Consider the following 19,769-nt stretch of genomic DNA (forward strand, 5'->3'; position numbering starts at 1 on the left):
CCCCCCCAATATCATATTAGCTGCGAATTTTGCGGTACACGAACAGCACCACGATAGCGCCGATGACCGCCACCACAAAGCTGCCGAAGTTGAAGCCGTCAACCTTGCCGTAGCCGAAGAAGGTGCTGATATAGCCGCCGACCACGGCGCCGATGATCCCCAGCACGATGGTCAGGATAAAGCCGCCGCCGTCTTTGCCGGGCATGATCCACTTAGCCAAAATACCGGCGATCAGGCCGAAAATAATCCAGGAAATAATCCCCATTTACTGCTCCTTTCTTTTGTGGCTGAGAATAGCTTACTGCTGGGTGGCCGGCTGCGTATTGCCGTTTACCGCCGCATCGGTCTCTTGTTTCAACTCTTGCGCTTTGTTTTCGGCGCTGTTCTTGATGGCTTCGGTCTTCGCCTTGGCCTGCTCGGTCAGATCGTTAGCGCCGTTGATGGCGTCGTTTTTGATGGCCTTGGCCTGATCCACCAGCTGCTGGCTTTGTTTGCCTGCGTCATCCTTGATCGCGGCGGCCTTGGCCTTGGCGTCGTTGGTGATGGCGTCCGCCTGTTTGGCAGCTTCATCTTTAATCGCCGAGGCTTTGTCTTTCAGCTGGTCAGCCTGGGTGGCGGCCTCTTTTTTGATTTCATCCGCCGTTGCTTTCGCTTTGTCCGTCAGATCGTCCGCTTTTTTCTGGGCGGCGTCTTTCATCTGCTCGGCGCTGTCTTTGGCTTTATCCAGGTTGGCGTCAACCTTGGACGAGTCATCACAGCCGGCAACCAACAACCCGATAAAGGAGGCCAACAGCACTTTATTCCATACTTTCATCGTCTATATCCTTGCAGAAACCTTGTTGATGGTGATTGCATTTAGCCTACCTATACTAGGTCAGATTTTACTTAAATTACAAATTTAACCTGCGCAGGCATGGAGTTAGGGAATGATATCGGACAATTCTTGCCTTGGCGGACACCGCAGCCGATCAAGCGGCGCTTAGGCATTGCTCACTATTGCGGCATAAGATCCTGCCGGTTCAACAGCGCCCGTTTTCTGTGTTAAACTGCCTACGTTTTTCTGCCAGTTTTGGTTGAGGTGCTTCTCTGAATACGCCGGCACAGCTTTCACTGCCACTTTATCTTCCCGATGATGAAACTTTCGCCAGTTTTTATCCGGGCGAGAACCCATCCCTATTAGCCGCAATCCAATCCGCCGTCCGTCAGGAACATGGCAGCTATATCTATTTTTGGTCGCGTGAAGGCGGCGGGCGCAGCCATCTGCTGCATGCGGCCTGTGCCGAGCTTTCGCAGAAGGGCGAGGCGGTGGGCTATGTGCCGCTCGACAAGCGCGCCTACTTCGTGCCTGAAGTGTTGGACGGCATGGAGCAGTTGGCGCTGGTTTGCATCGACAATATTGAATGCATCGCCGGCGACGAAGAGTGGGAGATGGCGATCTTCAACCTCTACAACCGCATTCTGGAAACCGGCCGCACCCGTTTGTTCATCACCGGAGATCGCCCGCCGCGCCAGCTGAACCTGCGTTTGCCGGATCTGGCTTCGCGCCTGGACTGGGGGCAGATCTACAAGCTGCAGCCGCTGTCGGACGAAGAGAAACTGCTGGCGCTGCAGCTGCGTGGCAAACTGCGCGGCTTCGAGCTGCCGGAAGACGTGGGCCGCTTCCTGTTGAAACGGCTGGATCGCGAGATGCGCACGCTGTTTATGACCCTCGATCAACTCGATCGCGCCTCGATCACCGCCCAGCGCAAGCTGACCATCCCGTTCGTTAAAGAGATCCTGGGGCTGTAGCGAGCCATCAAACCTGTTTTTCTGCATGTTCCAGCAGGGAGCGGTAGTGCTCAACCTGCTGGCGTTGCCGATCGCTTCGCAGTTGCAAAGCGAGATTGATATGTTCCAGACACTGCGCATTGTCTGCAAGCCGTGGGCCGATTTTCCCTTGTTGCGCCAACCAGGCCGCCACGTCAGCCCAGCGCCATAACGGTGAGGTGCCGCCGAGCCGTTGAATGGGGGAAGGGAAGCCGCCGGGGCCGCGAGTCCCGTCTTTTAGCATCGCGATCGCCTGACGCGACAGTTCAGTGAGCTCGGCAATATCGCTTAATCCCACCAGGCTGGAGTCTACCGATATCACCTTGGCGCCAATATTTGCAGACTCAATATCACTGATGGCGCTGCAAATCGCGTGCGCAAAGTTATCGCTTTCTCGATCGAACTCCAGGTAGACGGTTTTACCGTAGAAACAGATCAGCGCGTCATCGCATCCCGCCGCATGCAGCGCATCCTCCAACCCGGTGGTATCGGCGGTCACTCCATCCAGCGTCAATGAGAAATGAAAGAGCGTCATGGTGATTCTCCGGTTATTTTTCTGCGACAGCGCCAGGCAGTGATCGACTTTGCGCCGAATCTGTTTGGCATGTACCTCTGGATTTTTCGGCGTGCTCCAGATGCTCATCATATGTTCTTGATGTCCGGCAAAGGCGCAATGCAGTCGTCCAAATGCGTGCCCTTTGCTGGGGCGAAAATGCCACCCCTGAGAAAGGGCGTAAGCTAATGCCGCCTGGATATGCTTGTCTGGGTGTTTTTTCATCGCTCGTCCAGTGATGCGATTAGGGTAGTGGGGGTGTTGACGGTTGTCAACGCCTGTCTTGCCGTGAGGCTCGGCATTTGTGCAGCATAGCAACAGGAGAAGTTGAGGATGATGAAAAGTATTTATATAACAAACAATTAAAAATAGCCCTGTTCAGGGCTATTGGTATGTTACGGCTCAATAAGAGGCGGGTTGACCGTTTACAAAATCTCCAGCACCTGCTCCGGCGGCCGGCCGATGCGCGCCTTGCTGCCTTTCACCACGATCGGGCGTTCGATCAGTTTCGGGTTCGCCGTCATCGCCGCCAGCAGCTGTTCTTCGCTCAGGCTGTCGTCCGCCAGCTTCAATTCCTTGTACAGGTCTTCTTTCTTGCGCATCAGATCGCGCGCCGATGTGAAGCCCAGTTCCTTCAACAGCTTTTTCAGCTCATCGGCCGACGGGGGCGTTTCAAGGTACAGCACCACCTTGGGATCGACGCCGTGCTGTTCCAGCAGCGCCAGGGTTTCACGGCTCTTGGAGCAGCGCGGGTTGTGGTAAATCGTGACGTTTTTCATGGCGTTCATTCCTTGTTGCATCAGCTGCGCTGGTATTGGCGGAAGCGCTGTTGCAGTTGGCGCAGCTGGTCGATGCGCGCATCGTAGCGCGCCTGTTTCAGGCTGCCGAGTTTTTGCAGCGAGCTGGCATTGCTGAGCAGGCCGATGGCCTGATCGAGCCGGCCGGTCAGCGCCAGGCTTTCGGCGCGGGCCGACAGTTCTTCATCGCGCAGCCCTTGGGCGGCGCTGGCCTGCGCCAGCAGATCCCAGCCGTTCGGATCGTCCGGATGGGCAAAGGTGTAGCGGTTCAGGATCTTCGAGGCCTGCGCCGGCTGGTTGCCTTCGACATAGGCGTTGGCCAGGTTGAGCTGCAGCACCGGGTTGTTGCTCTGGGCGGCGTTGGCCGCCTGCAGCCGGGCGATGGCCTGCGGCGCGCGTTTCTGGCCGAGATCGATGTCGGTCATCAGGTCGATCAGCCAGACGTTTTTCGCATCCTGCGCCAGCATCGGCTGAATGATGTTGCGCGCGTCGTCGTATTTTTTCGCTTCATAGAACAGGATGGCGCGGCCGTATTTGGCGGCCGCCTGTTCGCGCACGTTGCCCTTGCTGAGCGAGCCGAGCAGCTCTTCGTTCAGGCCATAGCCTTCCGAGCTGTACATGCCCAGTGCGCGCACCTTGGCCATCAGGTAATCCTGCGAAGACTGCACGATGTGTTTCGGCATCTGGTTGGCGCGGTTGCGCGCGTCGGAAAGGCGGCTGTCCGGCAACGGGTGCGTCAGCAGCATTTCCGGCGGTTTAGAGGCGTAACGTGACTGATCCGAGAGCTTCTGCAGGAAGTCGGGCATCGCTTCCGGATCGAATCCGGCGCGCTGCAGCACCTGAATGCCGATGCGGTCGGCTTCCTGTTCGTTCGACTGGGTAAAGCTGATCATGCCCTGCTGGGTGCCGGCCAGGGTGCCGCTCAGCGCCGCCATGCCCATAGTCGGGTTGGCCATCGCGAGCAGGATGGAGCCGAGCGCGCCCACCCAGGTCAGCGGGGCGTTGCGCTGCTGATCTTCCATTGCGCGCGCCAGGTGGCGCTGGGTGACGTGCGAGATTTCGTGTGCCAGCACCGAAGCCAGCTGGCTTTCGTTGTCGCTGACGCGCAGCAGCGCGGAGTGCAGCACCACGTTGCCGCCGAAGAAGGCGAAGGCGTTGATCTCGTCGTTGCGCACCAGATAGAAATGGAACGGCGTGCGCACCGAATAGGCGCTGGCCACCAGCCGGTTGCCCAACTGGTTGATGTACTGGCTCAGCAGCGGATCGTTGATCAGCGGGGCGCTGGCGCGCAGTTGGCGCACGTAGAAATCGCCCATCGCCAGCTCTTGTCCGATGCTCAGGGTGCCGCCGGCGGAGGTGCCCATATCCGGCAACTGATCCTGGCTTTCCGCCTGTGCTGGCGCCAGGGCGGTGGCGTTCAGCGTGCCGAGCAGCAGCACCGCTAACGCGGTTTTGGTCAACCGGTTGGTCATAGTCAGGCGTTTCCCTTAAATAATCATTTCTAAGACGTCAGCAGCAGACAAGAGTTCTTTATTCCCGCGGCGCAATCCGCGCGAAAGTGCGGCGGCTCACAAACCGCGGCGGCGGCACCCATCACATCATAGTCAGCCGCAGGCGACAAGGAAACGTTAGCCGGGCGCGGATCGGGCAAAAAAGTTTTATTTTTCATTTTGAAGGGCGTTTTTTCGTCGCTGGCGGCATGCATTTCGAATAAAACACGGATCAACTTTGTCCGTGTTTTATTGACAAGAGAAACGCAGACTCATATAGTCTGCGTTATTGAAGATTCATTGACGGTCGAAAACGGACACATGGCGTACATCACAACCAGCGTTGAATATGGCATCCACTGCCTGCTGTGGCTGGTCGGCGATAACCAGCGCGCGCTCAGCAGCCGCGAACTCGCCGAGCTGCAAGGCATCTCCCCCAGCTTTCTGGCCAAGATTTTCCCCAAGCTGGAAAAGGCAGGGATCGTCGCCGCCAGTGAAGGGGTGCGCGGCGGTTATCGTCTGGCGCGCCCGGCGGACGAGATCAGCTTCCTGGAGATCATCGACGCCATTGAAGGGCACAAGCCGCTGTTCGATTGCCAGGAGGTGCGCGGGCGCTGTGCGGTGTTCGACGATTCCCCGCCGGATTGGGCGGTTTCCGGCAAATGTGCCATCCACGCGGTGATGCTGCAGGCGGAGAAGGCGATGCGCGACGCGCTGGCGGCGCAGACCCTCGGCGCCGTCGCGGCCCGCTTTGGCCGCAAGGCGCCGCAGGGCTTCTTCGGTGAGGTCAACCTCTGGCTCGACGAGCGCATGACGGAACGCACCGCGCGCAGCGGAAAAACGGCGCGCGCCAAGACCTAACCACCGCCTTTCCTTAAAGCGAAACACACTTTTCCCGCCTCTTCGGAAGGGGCGGGCGGGCCTTCTGCACCCTGTTACGGGAGCGGAACGGCATCGTTCATCCGAAAACTTGCGGGCAGCCTTATCGCCCGGTTAACCCTGTATGAAGGAGTCATCCCATGACGCAGAAAATAGTGATTGCCGGTTCCGGTTTTGCCGGTTTTTGGGCCGCCGTGTCCGCCATGCGCGCCATTAACATCGCCGGTAAGCATGACGATATCGAGGTGCTCATGGTCTCGCCGACGCCCACGGTCACCATCCGGCCGCGCCTGTATGAAGCGGTGCTGGAAAACATGAACCCGGACATTTCCGCGCAGCTCGCCGCCGTCGGCGTGCGCCACCTGGCCGGGACGGTAGAACGCATCGACGCCGCCGCCAAAACGCTCACGGTGGCGCAGGCGACGGGGGGATCCCTTGAGCTGGTCTACGACCGCCTGGTGTGGGCCACCGGCAGTCGGCTCTCCGTGCCTGCGGTGCCGGGCTTTGCCGAATACGGTTTCAACGTCGATACGCTGGAAAGCGCGCAGCGTTTGGATGCCCATATCAAAGCGCTGGCGGCCAAACCCTCGACGCCGGCGCGCAACACCGCCGTGGTGGTGGGTGCGGGGCTGACCGGGCTGGAGAGCGCGGCGGAGATGCCGCAGCGGCTGCGGGATGTGCTGGGCAAAGACGAGAACGTGCGCGTGGTGATCGTCGATAGCGCGCCGGAAGTGGGCGCCGGGATGGGGGCGGAGCCGGGGGCGGTGATACGCCAGGCGCTGGCGGAGTGCGGCGTGGAGGCGCGGGCCGGCCTGCGCGTCTCGGCCATCGACGCCGAGGGGGTGATGCTGTCGAACGGTGAGCGCATCGCCGCCAACACGGTGATCCTGGCGGCGGGCGTGCGGGCGCATCCGCTGACCGAGCAGATCCCCGGCGAGCGCGACGGCAGCGGCCGGGTGATCGGCGATGCCTTCCTGCGCGCGCCGGCGGCGGCGGGCATTTTCGTGACCGGGGATACGGTGAAGGCGGCGACCGACGATCTCGGCAACCACAACCTGATGACCTGCCAGCATGCGATGAGTCTTGGCCGCGTGGCCGGCCACAATGCGGCGGCGGAGCTGGCGGGATTGCCGACGCACCCGTACAGCCAGCCGAAGTATGTGACCTGTCTGGATCTGGGGCCTTGGGGCGCGCTGTATACCGAAGGCTGGGATCGCCAGGTGCGTTTTACCCGTCAGGAAGGCAAAAAGATTAAGCAGGAGATCAATACGCAGTGGATTTATCCACCGGCGGCGGATCGCGAGGCGCTGTTCGCCGTAGCCAATCCGGATTTCGTGATTGTGCCTTAAAGAAGTCAAAACGGGAGCGGCAACGCTCCCGTCGTCATTTTCCCAGCGGCAGGAATGAACGCTCCGGCACTACGGTTTTCATCACCAGGGTGGAGCTCAGGCGCTGCACGCCCGGCAGAGCGGAGAGTTTCTCGTCGTAAAGCTGTTGAAAGGCGGGCAGATCGCGGGCGATCACGTGCAGCAGATAGTCCGGATCGCCGAACAGCCGCTGCGCCTGCACCACCTGCGGAATGTCCATCATGGCGTTTTCGAAGGTTTCAACGGCGCGGCGATCGCCTTCGCGCATGGTGACGAACACCAGGGCGGAAAAGTTATAGCCCAGGCTGCCGGGATCGAGCTGGGCGCGGTAACCTCTGATCACCCCGGATTCCTCTAACGTCCGCACCCGGCGGTGGCAGGGGGATACGCTCAACCCGATCCGCTCGGCCAGCTCGGTCACCGACAAACGGCCGTCAGCCTGCAGTTCAGCAAGAATCTTGCGATCAATCTTATCCATTTAGAAGAATTTCCCCGCTTATGCCGATTTCAGGCAAGTAATTGAAAGCACATTTTAATCCCTTGAGGATATTCTTGCCATCTGTTGAACGGTTTTGACGGCCGCCGCGGCAGGCGGGGCCGTTCTTCTTCCACGAGGAAAGCGCAATGGTTCTCTGTTCGGTGTGGCGCAGCGCGTTTGAGAGGGCGGCGGTATGACGCTCGCTCTGTTCGCCGCTTTTTGGGCGGTATCGATTTTATTGGTGATCACGCCGGGTATGGATTGGGCCTATGTGATCTCGGCGGGCATTCGCGGCCGGGTGGTGGTGCCCGCCGTCGCCGGTTTGCTGTTTGGCCATTTGTTGATGATTGCGAGCGTGGTGGCGGGCGTCGGCGCGCTGCTGATCGGCAACCCGCTGGCGCTGACGGCGCTTACCTTGCTGGGAGCGGCTTACCTCTTGTGGATCGGTTGCAACATGCTGCTGCACCCGCCGGTGCCCGGCGCCGGTGAAGATCAGCGTTCCGATTCCTGGCTGCGCTGGGCCGGCAAGGGCGTGTGCGTCAGCGGCCTGAACCCCAAGGTGTTTCTGCTGTTTTTGGCGCTGCTGCCGCAGTTTACCGACGCCCGGGCCGAATGGTCGGTGCCGATGCAGATGCTGGCGTTGGGCGTCGTGCATTTGATCAGCTGCGGCCTGGTGTATCTGCTGGTGGGATTCGGATCGCAGTCGGTACTGCGCACGCGCCCACAGGCCGCGAAGGTGGTGGGGCGCATCTCCGGCGCGGCGATGATCGTCATCGCCCTCGGGCTGCTGGCCGAGCAGGCGCTGAAATAGCGCCTGGTCAGCGAAAACACCTATCGTCGGTAGATGTCCGGCCGGGCGATCTGCCAGACAAAGTCGGGGCGGTTGATGGCGCTATAGCCCACTTTTTCATAGAGCCAGGGGGCGGTGCTGGTGACCAGCATGACTCGCCGCAGCGTCGCCATCAGCGGATGGGCCTGGCAGCATTCCGCCAGCCACAGACCCAGCCCGCTTTTTTGGTACGTTTCCAGCACGTACACGTCGCACAGATAGCCGAAAGTGGCGTAATCGGTAACCAGCCGGGCGAAACCGATTTGTCTGGTGCCGTGATACAAACCGAAGCACAGGCTGTGGGCGAGGGACTGGCGGACGGTCTCTTTATCAATGCCTTCCGCCCATGACGAACGGGTCAGAAATGCATGGATGGCATCGAGATCCAGCAGAGCGGGATCGGTGCTGACGAGATAGTCCGCACGCTGCCACTCCCGTGGGGCAGGGGTTGTCATGAGGGGGCTTCTCCTGTTGTCTGCTCGCTCGTTGTTAAGTGCCTGTACGCAGGGTGAGGCCGTTTATCGACGGTGTAAGGCGAGATAACCATGCACGGCACCGGGATTGATAGCTGGCGTATTGGTTTTGATAATACGAGATGTCGCCATGACTTTTAGAGAAGGAAGGAAAATAATTACGCTTGATTGCGTAAATAATAATGAGTATGTTTCTCATTCTCTTTGTTGTTCGCGGGCGCACGAAGGAGTTATTAGCCTGCATTGGCGTGATAGTTGATTCACAGGGAAACACTGAGACGCGCGGTGGCGCTCATTTCTCGTGATGAGAAAGCTCAAAACTAAACTGCAGAGCCCGCCGTAAACACCGTTTTGAATGGTCAAGGATTTCCCCGATGAAAATGAAAACCTCTGTGCTCGCCCTGTTGACGGGGATGGCGCTCAGCGGCTGCGCGCCGCACCAAACCTCTTCCCCTGCCGCGCAGCCTCTGGCGCAAGCGGCGCAATCCGACAGCATCGTCAAACGCCAACTGGCTTATGGCTTGTATGAAATGGCGCTGACGCCAGGGGGAGATGCGTTGTACGTCGCCAGCGCCGAAAGTTTTAAAGATGTGCAGGGTGGCGTGGTCTATAAACTGGACGCCAAGACCCTGAAAACCCTTGGCACGACGCATACCGATTTGAAAAATTTCGCCATGCAGGCCTCTGCGGATGGGAAAACCCTTTATGTCAGCAATTCGCTGGACGGCGGCATCAGCACAATCGGCGCCGCCGACGGTAAGGTGAAAGGGCGTTTGCTGTTCAGCGAGCGCAATGAGAAAGGGTTGCCGTATGGTGCGCGCCAAATTCTGGCTCACGACAACACGCTGTATGTGGGGGCGGTGGCCGACCCGGCGCAAATTTGGGTGGTTGACGCTGAATCGCTCAAGCTGAAAACGCGCATTAAAAATACCGGCAAATGGATGACCGGCCTACATTACTCCGAACAGACCCAACGCGTATATGCCGCCAATGGCAGCGGCGAGATCCTGGTGATCAACCCGCGTTCCAACCGCATCGAAAAACGCTGGAAACCGTTGGGAGACCAACCCGCACTGCTGCTCAATATGGCGGAGGACGAGGCTACCGGTCGTTTGTTCGTCACCGACAACTCCAAGGCGAAGACCACGCTGGTCTTGGATATTCACACCGGAAAGTTATTGAAGCTGCTTGATGTGGGCGACTCTTTGGCTGTCGTTTTCAATCCACGGCGCAACGAAATTTACATCTCGCAGCGTGAATCCGGCAATGTGCTGAGCCTGGATGCGACGACCTATGCGGTGAAACAGCGCTGGCCGCTGCCGCCGAATCCAAACAGCTTGCTGCTGTCGGCAGACGGCCAGACATTGTTCGTTACGGTCAAACAGCCGTTTAACAAAGATCATTCCACTCAGGGGCCGGACAGCGTGGTTCGCATCGCGTTGAATAAATAAGCCCCATCGGCCCGGCGACGGGCCATTTAACTTTTATCCTCATTCATGAGTGAATTATGCACAACACCAGTACAACGAATTTCCCTTTACGTAAAACGCTGCTGGCGCTGACTATTGGCGCGCTGAGCCAGGGGGCGCTGGCCGCAGACGGCGGCGCCAAGAAAAACCAGGAGGACACCCTGGTTGTCCGGGCCGAAAAACACGGCGATTTCAACTCCGGCGGCAATGATTTGGTTCCCGCCTATCTGGATGGACAGGTCGCCCACGGCGGCCGCCTGGGAATGTTGGGCGAACAGAAAGCGATGGACGTTCCGTTCAACGTCATAGGTTATACCGCGAAGCTGGTACAGGATCAGCAGGCGAAGACCATCGCCGACGTGGTCAGCAACGACGCGGGTGTACAGGCGGTGCAGGGGTACGGTAACTTCGCCGAAACCTATCGTATTCGCGGTTTCCAACTGGACGGCGACGACATGACGATGGGCGGGCTGCCGGGCGTGGTGCCGCGCCAGGTGATGGATACCCAGATGCTGGAGCGGGTGGAGATCTTCAAAGGGGCGAACGCCCTATTGAACGGCCTGGCTTCCAGCGGCGTTGGCGGCATGATCAATCTTGAACCGAAGCGGGCGGAAGAAACGCCGACCACCCAGCTCGGCCTCGACTACACCTCCGATTCTCAGGTGGGCGGCACGCTGGATCTGGGCCGCCGTTTTGGTGACGACAACCAGTTTGGCGCTCGCGTCAACCTGGTGCACCGTGAGGGTGAAACGGCGGTTGAGGATGATAAGCGGCGCACGACGCTGGCATCGGTTGGGCTGGACTATCGCGGCGATCGTTTCCGTTCATCGTTGGACTTCGGTTATCAGAAAAAGACCTTCCATGGGGGAACGATGGGGGTCAACATCAGCGGTATCGATGTGATACCCGCGGTGCCTGACACCCGTAAAAATTACAGTCAGCAGTGGGGCTACAGCGATATCGAGAACGAATTCGGCATGGCGAAAGCGGAATATGATTTAACCCGCGACTGGAAGGCCTATGCCGGCTTGGGCGCGCAGCATGGCCATGAAACCGGTGTTTACAGCGCACCGAAGCTCATCAACGCCAACGGCGACGCCACGGTTGGGCGCCTGGATACCAACCGCATTATCGACGCTTTCAGCGGCATGGCGGGGCTTGAGGGCAAGTTCACGACCTGGGCGGTTTCGCATCGGGTCAACGTCGGCTATTCCGCGCAGATTAAACGCGACAAAACCGCGTGGCGCATGTCCGCCAACAATCCGACGACCAATATCTACGATAACCATGATGTCGCAATACCGGACAACGCCTATTTCGGCGGCAACTACAGCGATCCGCTGACCACGGCGCGTAACCGGACGCAGGGCTGGTTGTTCAGCGATACGTTGGGCTTTTTCGGCGACCGGGTGTTGTTAACGGCGGCGGCGCGCCATCAGAAAGTGGTGGTGCGTAATTACAGCAACGCCACCGGCCTGGAGGATACCGCCTCCCGTTATACGCAAAGCCGCTGGATGCCGACGTTCGGGCTGGTCTACAAGCCGTGGGAAACGGTGTCGCTTTATGCCAACCATACCGAGGCGTTGCAGCCTGGCGGCATTGCGCCGAAAGAGGCGGCTAACTTCGGGCAGAGTACCGGTATCGCCCGTTCCAAGCAAAATGAAGTGGGCGTGAAAGTTGATTTCGAACGCGTGGGCGGCTCGTTGGCGCTGTTTGAAATCAAAAAGCCAGCCACCATGATCGACAGCAACAACTACTACACGTTGAACGGCGAGCAACGTAACCGCGGCGTGGAGTTGAATGTATTTGGCGAACCGGCCTTCGGCCTGCGCCTTAACGGCAGCGCTACCTGGCTTTCGCCCGAGCTGACCAAAACCCAGGGCGGCCGTAACGATGGCAAAGACGCTATCGGCGTAGCGCACTTCTACGCGGTGCTGGGGGCGGAATACGATATCAGGCCGGTCGATGGCCTGACGGCGACGGCGAAAGTGCGGCATACCGGTTCGCAATATGCCGACTCCGCCAATACCAAAAAGCTCGATAGTTTCACGACCCTGGATCTCGGCCTTCGCTATCGCATGCGTTTGAATGAGGATCAAAATACGCTGGTATGGCGTGTGGGGTTGGACAACGTCACGAACGAGAAGTATTGGTCCGGCGTAGAAAGCAATGGCACTTACGTCTTCCAGGGACAGGCGAGAACGCTGAAAGCGTCGGTAACTTACGACTTCTAAGCGATACAGAAACGACGGCGGCCCACATGTGATGGGCCGTCGGTTTCTTCGTCACCGGGGGATCGTTTTTCACTATGACCGATGGGTGAGCACGCTGATCAGATCCAGCGCGTCGTCCGCCGCCGCGATTTCGCTTTCGCTGAGCGCCTGCCGTTCGATGAAGCTCTCGATGGCTTCCAGCAGGGAGAAGACGCTGATTTCATCCCCTATCTTCACGACTTCGCAAACGCCACGCCCGATCGCCAGACAGATGGCTTCATCAAATTCACACGGTTTGCTGTTCATCTTTTTTCCCCTACGGCGTTTGGGATGATATCGGCCATGCTACCGGTTTTTGCCCGGCGGCTGTCTGACGAAAATCTCATTTTTTCGTTGATGCTGGCGGGCGCACGATCGCGTGCAGTGGCGAAATTCTGATTTCCTCACCGTGGCCAAATTTCCCTTGTGACCGCCGTGCCGGCGCGGTATTGTCGCCAAATGACGACAATACCGCCTCATTGTCCGCATAAAAAATTCATGACGTTATCATCCCTTCATCCCGCTGCCGTGCGGGATTTTTTTATGAGGTTTATCTCAAAGTGCGGATAACCTCGACGCGATCGCTTGCCATGCTCTGGGAATAATCCTAGCTTGAAATAGTCATTTAGGGTTAGCAATCCCTCATGACCTCCTTGTAACACTTGATGCACCAGAACGTTTTCTCCCCCGCTGCGGCGGGGGTTTTTAATGACGTGCATCAGAAAAGGCCGCAATGCAAGAACCGACAGAGTTCGTGACGATAATCAGTTTAAGCATCAGGGGATGGGAAAATGAAAAATGATCTGGCGGCGGCGATCGCGATTGGCTGTGTGCTGTTGTTCGCATTGGCGGTCGGTTCGCCCCTTTCTATCAGTACCTCGCTGTAATCTTCCGCGGCCCCGTTCGGGGCCGCTCACCGCGCCTGTCGCCGCGTCTGCGGATTTTTGCGCCGATCGCCTGCCCACGCGATAAAATCAGCCAAATTGCGGTTGATGTATGGCGAACTTTGAGTACTCTGAGTGCTTTGCACACCTCGCGTGCGCCCGTTCTATCTATGCTTTAATCACGCCCATCACAGGAATCGCCATGCCCGCCCGTCAAACCTCGAGGAGCCCGCTCTGATGCTGGAGATGTTATTACAGTGGTACCGCCGCCGCTTCACCGATCCGCAGGCTATCGCGCTGCTGGTGATCCTGGTTGCCGGCTTCCTCATTCTCTATTTTCTGCACGGCATTCTGACCCCGTTGCTGGTCGCCATCGTGCTGGCCTATCTGCTGGAGTGGCCGACCGCGCGCCTGCAGCGCATCGGCTGTTCGCGCACCTGGGCGGCGAGCATCATGCTGCTGGTGTTCGCGGGCGTCGCCATGCTGCTGGTGTTCGTCGTCGCGCCAACCGCCTGGCAACAGGGCATCAATCTGATGAGCGATCTGCCGGGCATGCTCAACCAGTTCTATAACTTCGCCGCGACGCTGCCGAAGCGTTACCCGGCGCTGGTGGATGCCGGCATCATCGACATGATGGCGGAAAACCTGCGCAGCCGGCTGTCCGGCATGGGCGAGTCGGTGGTGAAATTCTCGCTGGCGTCGCTGGTCGGCCTGCTGACGTTGGCTATCTACCTGATCCTGGTGCCGATGATGATGTTCTTCCTGCTGAAAGACAAAGAGCAGCTGCTGAACGCGGTGCGCCGCGTGCTGCCGCGCAATCGCGGCCTGGCGGGGCAGGTCTGGAACGAGATGAATCAGCAGATCACCAACTACATTCGTGGCAAGGTGCTGGAGATGGTGATTGTCGGCGTGGCGACCTACCTGGTGTTCGCCGTGCTGGACATGCGCTATTCGCTGCTGCTGGCGGTGCTGGTGGGCTTCTCGGTGCTGATCCCCTACATCGGCGCGGTGCTGGTCACCATACCGGTGGTGGTGGTGGCGCTGTTCCAGTGGGGCGTCGGCGCCGATTTCTGGACGCTGATCGTCGCCTATCTGGTGGTGCAGGGGCTGGACGGCAACCTGCTGGTGCCGATCCTGTTCTCCGAAGCGGTCAACCTGCATCCGCTGGTGATTATCCTTTCTGTGATCGTGTTCGGCGGGATGTGGGGCTTTTGGGGGGTGTTTTTCGCCATTCCGCTGGCGACGCTGGTGAAGGCGGTGATTCACGCCTGGCCGGATGAACTGCGGGTCGAGGTGGAAGACGAGGCCGGCTGAGAGGGAATAACGAAGCGCAGCAGGCCGCTGCGCTTCGTGAGATTTACTGCTGCAGGTAGTTCAAAACGATGTCGTGGTGATTGGTGGTTTTGAAATCATCAAACACTTTTTCAATCTTGCCTTTGCCATCGATCAGGAAACTGATGCGGTGAATACCGTCGTAGGTCTTGCCCATGAAGGTTTTCTCGCCCCACACGCCAAACTGTTGCGACACCTGATGATCTTCATCAGACAACAGCGTGAAGTTGAGCAGCTCCTTTTCGGCGAAGCGCGACAGTTTTTCCGGTTTGTCGGTGCTGATGCCCAGCACTTCGACGCCGGCCTTTTTTAATTCGTCCATGTTGTCCCGCAGGCCGCAGGCTTGCACGGTGCAGCCCGGCGTCATCGCCTTCGGATAGAAGTAAACCAAAACTCGCTGTCCCTGGAAGTCGGCCAAATTAATTTCCTCACCGTCCTGGTCAGGCAAACTAAATTTCGGCGCTGTGTCACCGGCTTTCAATGGGCTCATCACTACTCTCCATCTTTCTCGTCATGCTGTGGATAGTTCACCACGCTAATACTGCCTTGCGCGTTCAATTCTGTACATAGGCGATGGAAGGCTTGCTCAATATTTGAGGCGTCCCGATCGCCGGAACTGTGGGCGGTGATTTGGATATACAGCTGCGGCGGCAGGTCGCCCTCCGCCGGCTGCGTGCGCGAGACCAGTTCGGCGATATTCATCTGGCTGGAGTCGAACAGATCGGTAAAGCGTTCGATGATGTGCGGCGAGTCCTTCACTTCCACCTGCACCCACACCGTGGCCGGCATCGGCGGCCTTTCGTGCGAGTTTGTGCGTTTCATCACGATCAGCAGATCCAGCTCCGCGCCTTTTTGCGGCAGGGTGGATTCGATCAGGGTGATGGCGTTCCAACTGCCGGACAGCAGCATGATGAACGTGAACTCCTCTCCCAGCATGGCCAGACGGCTATCTTCGATATTGCATCCGCAACTGCTGACGTGGCGGGTGATGGTATTGACGATTCCGGGGCGGTCGGCGCCGAGCGCGGTAATCACGAGATAGTGTTCGTCTGACTGAGGCAAAATAGCGCTTCCTGTCGTGCTTAATGGGGTTACCATGGTAAACATAAAAAAAACCGCCTGCCAAGCGCTTACAACGCGGTTGTGCGCTTGCTTTTGGATAGGCAGCAAAAGTACCATGAGTGACTTGTTTGTGGAGGGGACGGCCAATGTTTACGGGAAGTATTGTTGCACTGGTTACGCCGATGGACGACAAAGGTGCTGTCGATCGCGCGAGCCTGAAAAAATTGATCGATTATCATGTAGCCAGTGGCACCGCGGCGATCGTTTCCGTAGGGACCACCGGCGAGTCCGCAACGCTTGCCCATGACGAGCACGTTGACGTGGTGCTGCAGACGCTGGAGCTGGCCGACGGCCGCATTCCGGTGATCGCCGGCACCGGCGCCAACGCCACCGCCGAAGCCATCGCGCTCACCACCCGCTTCGCCAACACCGGCGTGGTGGGCTGCCTGACGGTGACGCCGTACTACAATAAGCCGACGCAGGAAGGGCTGTATCAGCACTTCAAGGCGATCGCCGAGAGCACCGAGCTGCCGCAGATCCTGTATAACGTGCCTTCGCGCACAGGCTGCGACATGCTGCCGCCGACCATCGCTCGGCTGGCGAAAATCAAGAATATTGTTGCTGTAAAAGAAGCGACGGGGAACTTAAGTCGCGTTAGTCAGATCCAAGTGCTGGTTGACGATGAAGACTTCATTTTGCTGAGCGGCGACGACGCCAGCGGGCTGGACTTCATGCAACTGGGCGGCAAAGGGGTGATTTCCGTGACGGCCAACGTGGCCGCGCGCGAGATGGCGGAACTTTGCGCGCTGGCGGCGCAGGGCAAGTTTGCGCAGGCGCGCCGCTTAAATCAGCGCTTGATGCCGTTGCATCAGGATCTATTTGTAGAAGCAAACCCAATTCCGGTGAAGTGGGCCTGTAAGGCGTTGGGATTGATGGCAACCGATACGCTGCGTCTGCCGATGACGCCGTTGAGCGAAGCCGCCCGCCCGGTGGTGGAGCGCGCGCTGAAAAGCGTCGGTTTGCTGTAACTCTAAGGGAAATTTGATGGCTTATTCATTGCAAAAGTCGACGGTAGCAAAAGTAGTGGGCATCTCTTTGGTGATGATGCTGGCGGCCTGCAGCAGCGATCAGCGCTACAAGCGCCAGGTCAGCGGCGACGAGGCCTACCTCGACGCGGCTCCGCTCAAGGCGCTGAACGCGCCGTCCGGCATGATCCTGCCGGTGCAGAGCGGCAACTATGACGTTCCCGCCACGACGCTGCAAGGCAACGTCGGCAAGCAGTTGGACATTCGTCCGCCGGTGCAGCCGTTGGCGCTGCTGAGCGGTTCTCGCGCGCAATACGCCGGCGACAGCGGCACGCTGCTGCTGGAAAACAGCCCGCAGAACCAGAACCTGTGGTCGCGCGTGGTCAGCCTGCTGCAGGCGAAGAACATCGCGATCGCTTCGCGCCAGGACGCCGGTCAGACCCTGACCACCGACTGGGTGAAGTGGAACCGTCTGGACGAAGACAACCAGTACGAAGGCCGTTATCAGATCAGCGTGCAGCAACAGGGCTACCAGCAGGCGCTGGTAGTGAAAAGCGTTGGCCTGCAGCAGCAGGGCAAGACCGAACAGGTGACCGATCAGTCTGAGATCCAGCGCTACAACGGCATGATGATCAACACCCTGATCGAAGGCCTGGACAAGCAGGACAACCTGGCGAGCAGCCAGACCGCCAGCCGTTTCGGCGCGCTGGACGTGCAGAGCGGCGCCGATGACACCGGCCTGCCGATGCTGGTGGTGCGCGGCCCGTACACCGTGGTGTGGGATCGCCTGCCGCCGGCGCTCGAAAAACTGGGGATGAAAGTGGGTGACCGCAGCCGTCCGCAGGGCACCGTCGCCGTGACCTACAAGTCCCTGAGCAGCAGCGATTGGGATGCGTTGGGCGTCAAGGATCCTGAACTGGCGGAAGGGGATTACAAGCTGCAGGTCGGCGATCTCAACAACCGCACCAGCCTGCAATTCATCGATCCGAAAGGCAAACCGCTGACCCAGTCGAAAAACGACGCACTGGTGGCGGCATTCCAGTCTGCCTTCAGTAAAACCAGCGTTAACTAATCGAAAAGGGGCTGCGGCCCCTTTTTGTTTTGTCTATACGGTATCGTTTGCGTCGCAGGTTTGGCACAATAGTGCCCGGCACGCCAAAGAATTCATTAGGTCAATTCTATACCCCCTAATTTCGGGCCGCGCTCGGGAGACATCGGGGATACATCACTGGAGTAAGTAAGATGCAAAAGCTAGCTGAGCTGTATCGCGGAAAGGCAAAAACCGTTTACACCACCGAGAATCCCGATCTGTTGGTGTTGGAGTTCCGCAACGATACGTCAGCACTGGATGGTCAGCGCATTGAGCAGTTCGATCGCAAAGGCATGGTGAACAACAAGTTCAACCATTTCATCATGAGCAAACTGGAAGAAGCCGGCATCCCGACCCAGATGGAGCGTCTGCTGTCCGACAACGAAGTGCTGGTGAAAAAGCTGGACATGGTGCCGGTGGAATGCGTGATCCGCAACCGCGCCGCCGGTTCGCTGGTGAAGCGTCTGGGCATCGAAGAAGGCCTGGTGCTGAACCCGCCGCTGTTCGATCTGTTCCTGAAAAACGATGCCATGCACGATCCGATGGTCAACGAATCCTACTGCGAAACCTTCGGCTGGGTGAGCAAAGCGCATCTGGCGCGCATGCGTGAGCTGAGCTACCGCGCCAACGACGTGTTGACCCAGCTGTTCGACGACGCTGGCCTGATCCTGGTCGACTTCAAGCTGGAGTTCGGCCTGTTCAACGGCGAAGTGGTGCTGGGCGATGAGTTCTCGCCGGACGGCAGCCGCCTGTGGGACAAAAACACCCTGGACAAGATGGACAAAGACCGTTTCCGTCAAAGCCTGGGCGGCCTGATCGAAGCCTATGAAGAAGTGGCGCGCCGCATCGGCGTGAAGCTCGACTAAGCGTCGGCACCGCCATTCGGGGCGATCCGGCCGGATCGTCCCGCTATTCTGCGTTTTTCCAGAAAATTTCTACATTTCCTCTGCGGCAGACCATTTATAATAATGGATGCGAGATGACTAAAACCTATCCCACTCAGGCTTGAAGCTGCCTTTGTGCTTACCATCGCGGCGCAACTTCAACGAGCAGGGGAAATATCTGGAGTATATTTATGCGTTGGCAAGGGCGTCGGGAAAGTGACAATGTTGAGGATCGTCGCGGGCAATCTTCAGGTTTGGGCGGCGGCGGCTTCCGCGTGCCGGTGCGCGGCAAGGGCGGCATCGTCATTCTGGTGGTGGTGCTGGTGGCCGGCTATTACGGCATCGATCTGTCGCCGCTATTGAACGGCGGTAACGTTGCGCCGCAGGGGCAACAACAGAGCGCCAACATCAGTCCGAAAGATGATGAGCTGGCCAAATTCACCTCGGTGGTGCTGGCCTCGACCGAGGACAACTGGAAAGAGATTTTCCAGCGCATGGGCAAAACCTACCAACCGCCGAAGCTGGTGATGTATCGCGGCGTGACGCGCACCAGCTGCGGCACCGGTCAGGCGGCAATGGGGCCGTTCTACTGCCCGGGTGACAGAACGGTGTATATCGATCTGTCTTTCTATCAGGACATGAAAACCAAGCTGGGCGCCGGCGGTGATTTCGCTCAGGCCTATGTGGTGGCGCACGAAGTCGGCCACCACGTGCAGAACCTGTTGGGCATCGAGCCCAAGGTGCGCCAGATGCAGCAGGGCGCCAGCCAGGCGGAAGTGAACCGTCTGTCGGTGAAAATGGAGCTGCAGGCGGACTGTTTCGCCGGGGTGTGGGGCAAATACGCCGAGAAGCAGCAGATGCTGGAAGAGGGCGATCTGCAGGCGGCGCTGAATGCCGCGCAGGCGATTGGCGACGATCGGTTGCAGCAGCAGAGTCAGGGTCGCGTTGTGCCGGACAGCTTCACTCACGGCACCTCGCAGCAGCGCTACACCTGGTTTAAGCAGGGCTTCGACAGCGGCGATCCCAATACCTGCAACACCTTTGCATCCCGTTAACGCCTCAAGTGCCGGAGCCTGACTCCGGCATTTTTTTCGGATTG

At 58.7% G+C, this 19,769-nt stretch carries 21 protein-coding genes and 1 pseudogene; 11 read left to right on the top strand and 11 right to left on the bottom strand.

Translation table 11 applies throughout. From position 1 onward, the window contains the following. Positions 1 to 16: 16 nt before the first annotated feature. Together ACJ8HH_RS20160 and ACJ8HH_RS20165 are read right to left on the bottom strand one after the other, a co-directional pair. Complete coding sequence (locus ACJ8HH_RS20160; protein ID WP_033635514.1) at positions 17 to 265, bottom strand: GlsB/YeaQ/YmgE family stress response membrane protein; 249 nt, start codon at positions 263 to 265, stop codon at positions 17 to 19. A 33-nt stretch (positions 266 to 298) separates the two neighbouring features. Then, on the bottom strand, positions 299 to 814 hold the full coding sequence (locus ACJ8HH_RS20165) for a hypothetical protein (RefSeq protein ID WP_019452428.1): 516 nt from the start codon (positions 812 to 814) through the stop codon (positions 299 to 301). A gap of 272 nt (positions 815 to 1,086) precedes the next feature. On the opposite strand from ACJ8HH_RS20165, the gene hda reads away from it, so the two are divergent. Continuing rightward, positions 1,087 to 1,788 carry a DnaA inactivator Hda gene (gene hda / locus ACJ8HH_RS20170; protein ID WP_025159568.1) on the top strand — a complete coding sequence of 234 codons (702 nt, stop codon included), beginning with the start codon at positions 1,087 to 1,089 and terminating at the stop codon, positions 1,786 to 1,788. A 7-nt stretch (positions 1,789 to 1,795) separates the two neighbouring features. Here hda and ACJ8HH_RS20175 read toward each other — a convergent pair whose 3' ends face one another. From ACJ8HH_RS20175 to ACJ8HH_RS20190, 4 genes and pseudogenes are all read right to left on the bottom strand, one after another. Next, on the bottom strand, positions 1,796 to 2,341 hold the full coding sequence (locus ACJ8HH_RS20175) for a helix-turn-helix transcriptional regulator (RefSeq protein WP_039568424.1): 546 nt from the start codon (positions 2,339 to 2,341) through the stop codon (positions 1,796 to 1,798). 36 nt (positions 2,342 to 2,377) lie between these two features. Further along, positions 2,378 to 2,584: pseudogene (locus tag ACJ8HH_RS20180) on the bottom strand (hypothetical protein); the annotation flags it as partial. Positions 2,585 to 2,784: 200 nt separating this feature from the next. Continuing rightward, a complete protein-coding gene (arsC, locus tag ACJ8HH_RS20185) occupies positions 2,785 to 3,138 on the bottom strand; it encodes an arsenate reductase (glutaredoxin) (RefSeq protein WP_033648817.1) in 354 nt (117 codons plus the stop codon). Between the two features lie 20 nt (positions 3,139 to 3,158). Continuing rightward, positions 3,159 to 4,628, bottom strand: coding sequence for a beta-barrel assembly-enhancing protease (locus tag ACJ8HH_RS20190; protein WP_033635508.1), 1,470 nt, complete (start codon positions 4,626 to 4,628; stop codon positions 3,159 to 3,161). Between the two features lie 339 nt (positions 4,629 to 4,967). Here ACJ8HH_RS20190 and ACJ8HH_RS20195 point away from each other — a divergent pair, with 339 nt between their 5' ends. Together ACJ8HH_RS20195 and ACJ8HH_RS20200 are read left to right on the top strand one after the other, a co-directional pair. After that, positions 4,968 to 5,507 carry an RrF2 family transcriptional regulator gene (locus ACJ8HH_RS20195; RefSeq protein ID WP_004941666.1) on the top strand — a complete coding sequence of 180 codons (540 nt, stop codon included), beginning with the start codon at positions 4,968 to 4,970 and terminating at the stop codon, positions 5,505 to 5,507. Between the two features lie 158 nt (positions 5,508 to 5,665). After that, positions 5,666 to 6,874 (top strand): NAD(P)/FAD-dependent oxidoreductase, encoded by a 1,209-nt coding sequence (locus ACJ8HH_RS20200; RefSeq protein WP_043147813.1) that lies wholly within the window; start codon positions 5,666 to 5,668, stop codon positions 6,872 to 6,874. A gap of 34 nt (positions 6,875 to 6,908) precedes the next feature. On the opposite strand, the gene ACJ8HH_RS20205 is transcribed toward ACJ8HH_RS20200, so the two are convergent. Next, entirely contained in the window at positions 6,909 to 7,370 is a 462-nt protein-coding gene (locus tag ACJ8HH_RS20205; RefSeq protein WP_041036238.1) for an Lrp/AsnC family transcriptional regulator, read from the bottom strand. A gap of 193 nt (positions 7,371 to 7,563) precedes the next feature. Between ACJ8HH_RS20205 and ACJ8HH_RS20210 the strand changes: the two genes are divergently transcribed. Further along, on the top strand, positions 7,564 to 8,181 hold the full coding sequence (locus tag ACJ8HH_RS20210; RefSeq protein WP_039568418.1) for a LysE family translocator: 618 nt from the start codon (positions 7,564 to 7,566) through the stop codon (positions 8,179 to 8,181). A gap of 20 nt (positions 8,182 to 8,201) precedes the next feature. On the opposite strand, the gene ACJ8HH_RS20215 is transcribed toward ACJ8HH_RS20210, so the two are convergent. After that, on the bottom strand, positions 8,202 to 8,654 hold the full coding sequence (locus ACJ8HH_RS20215) for a GNAT family N-acetyltransferase (RefSeq protein ID WP_043147812.1): 453 nt from the start codon (positions 8,652 to 8,654) through the stop codon (positions 8,202 to 8,204). 392 nt (positions 8,655 to 9,046) lie between these two features. Between ACJ8HH_RS20215 and ACJ8HH_RS20220 the strand changes: the two genes are divergently transcribed. Together ACJ8HH_RS20220 and ACJ8HH_RS20225 are read left to right on the top strand one after the other, a co-directional pair. Then, complete coding sequence (locus ACJ8HH_RS20220) at positions 9,047 to 10,123, top strand: YncE family protein (RefSeq protein WP_043147811.1); 1,077 nt, start codon at positions 9,047 to 9,049, stop codon at positions 10,121 to 10,123. A 56-nt stretch (positions 10,124 to 10,179) separates the two neighbouring features. Continuing rightward, positions 10,180 to 12,375 (top strand): TonB-dependent receptor, encoded by a 2,196-nt coding sequence (locus ACJ8HH_RS20225; RefSeq protein WP_060452035.1) that lies wholly within the window; start codon positions 10,180 to 10,182, stop codon positions 12,373 to 12,375. Positions 12,376 to 12,447: 72 nt separating this feature from the next. Here the strand turns inward: ACJ8HH_RS20225 and ACJ8HH_RS20230 are convergent, their stop codons facing one another. Continuing rightward, positions 12,448 to 12,660, bottom strand: coding sequence for a hypothetical protein (locus ACJ8HH_RS20230; RefSeq protein WP_033648813.1), 213 nt, complete (start codon positions 12,658 to 12,660; stop codon positions 12,448 to 12,450). A gap of 854 nt (positions 12,661 to 13,514) precedes the next feature. Between ACJ8HH_RS20230 and ACJ8HH_RS20235 the strand changes: the two genes are divergently transcribed. Then, a complete protein-coding gene (locus ACJ8HH_RS20235) occupies positions 13,515 to 14,591 on the top strand; it encodes an AI-2E family transporter (RefSeq protein WP_033635501.1) in 1,077 nt (358 codons plus the stop codon). Positions 14,592 to 14,634: 43 nt separating this feature from the next. Here the strand turns inward: ACJ8HH_RS20235 and bcp are convergent, their stop codons facing one another. Together bcp and ACJ8HH_RS20245 are read right to left on the bottom strand one after the other, a co-directional pair. Then, positions 14,635 to 15,099, bottom strand: a complete 465-nt coding sequence (gene bcp / locus ACJ8HH_RS20240; RefSeq protein ID WP_033654587.1) for a thioredoxin-dependent thiol peroxidase — start codon at positions 15,097 to 15,099, stop codon at positions 14,635 to 14,637. 2 nt (positions 15,100 to 15,101) lie between these two features. After that, entirely contained in the window at positions 15,102 to 15,707 is a 606-nt protein-coding gene (locus ACJ8HH_RS20245; protein WP_369919484.1) for a glycine cleavage system transcriptional repressor, read from the bottom strand. Between the two features lie 110 nt (positions 15,708 to 15,817). On the opposite strand from ACJ8HH_RS20245, the gene dapA reads away from it, so the two are divergent. The 4 genes from dapA (at position 15,818) to ypfJ (ending at position 19,725) form a co-directional block, all read left to right on the top strand. Continuing rightward, a complete protein-coding gene (gene dapA / locus ACJ8HH_RS20250; RefSeq protein WP_033635499.1) occupies positions 15,818 to 16,699 on the top strand; it encodes a 4-hydroxy-tetrahydrodipicolinate synthase in 882 nt (293 codons plus the stop codon). Positions 16,700 to 16,715: 16 nt separating this feature from the next. After that, positions 16,716 to 17,768 (top strand): outer membrane protein assembly factor BamC, encoded by a 1,053-nt coding sequence (bamC, locus tag ACJ8HH_RS20255; protein ID WP_033648812.1) that lies wholly within the window; start codon positions 16,716 to 16,718, stop codon positions 17,766 to 17,768. A 170-nt stretch (positions 17,769 to 17,938) separates the two neighbouring features. Further along, on the top strand, positions 17,939 to 18,652 hold the full coding sequence (gene purC, locus ACJ8HH_RS20260) for a phosphoribosylaminoimidazolesuccinocarboxamide synthase (RefSeq protein ID WP_033635498.1): 714 nt from the start codon (positions 17,939 to 17,941) through the stop codon (positions 18,650 to 18,652). Between the two features lie 209 nt (positions 18,653 to 18,861). Further along, positions 18,862 to 19,725, top strand: coding sequence for a KPN_02809 family neutral zinc metallopeptidase (gene ypfJ / locus ACJ8HH_RS20265; protein WP_033635497.1), 864 nt, complete (start codon positions 18,862 to 18,864; stop codon positions 19,723 to 19,725). Positions 19,726 to 19,769: the final 44 nt, after the last annotated feature.

It is taken from the genome of Serratia sp. CY32780, from assembly GCF_052169135.1.
Lineage (GTDB): Bacteria > Pseudomonadota > Gammaproteobacteria > Enterobacterales > Enterobacteriaceae > Serratia > Serratia sarumanii.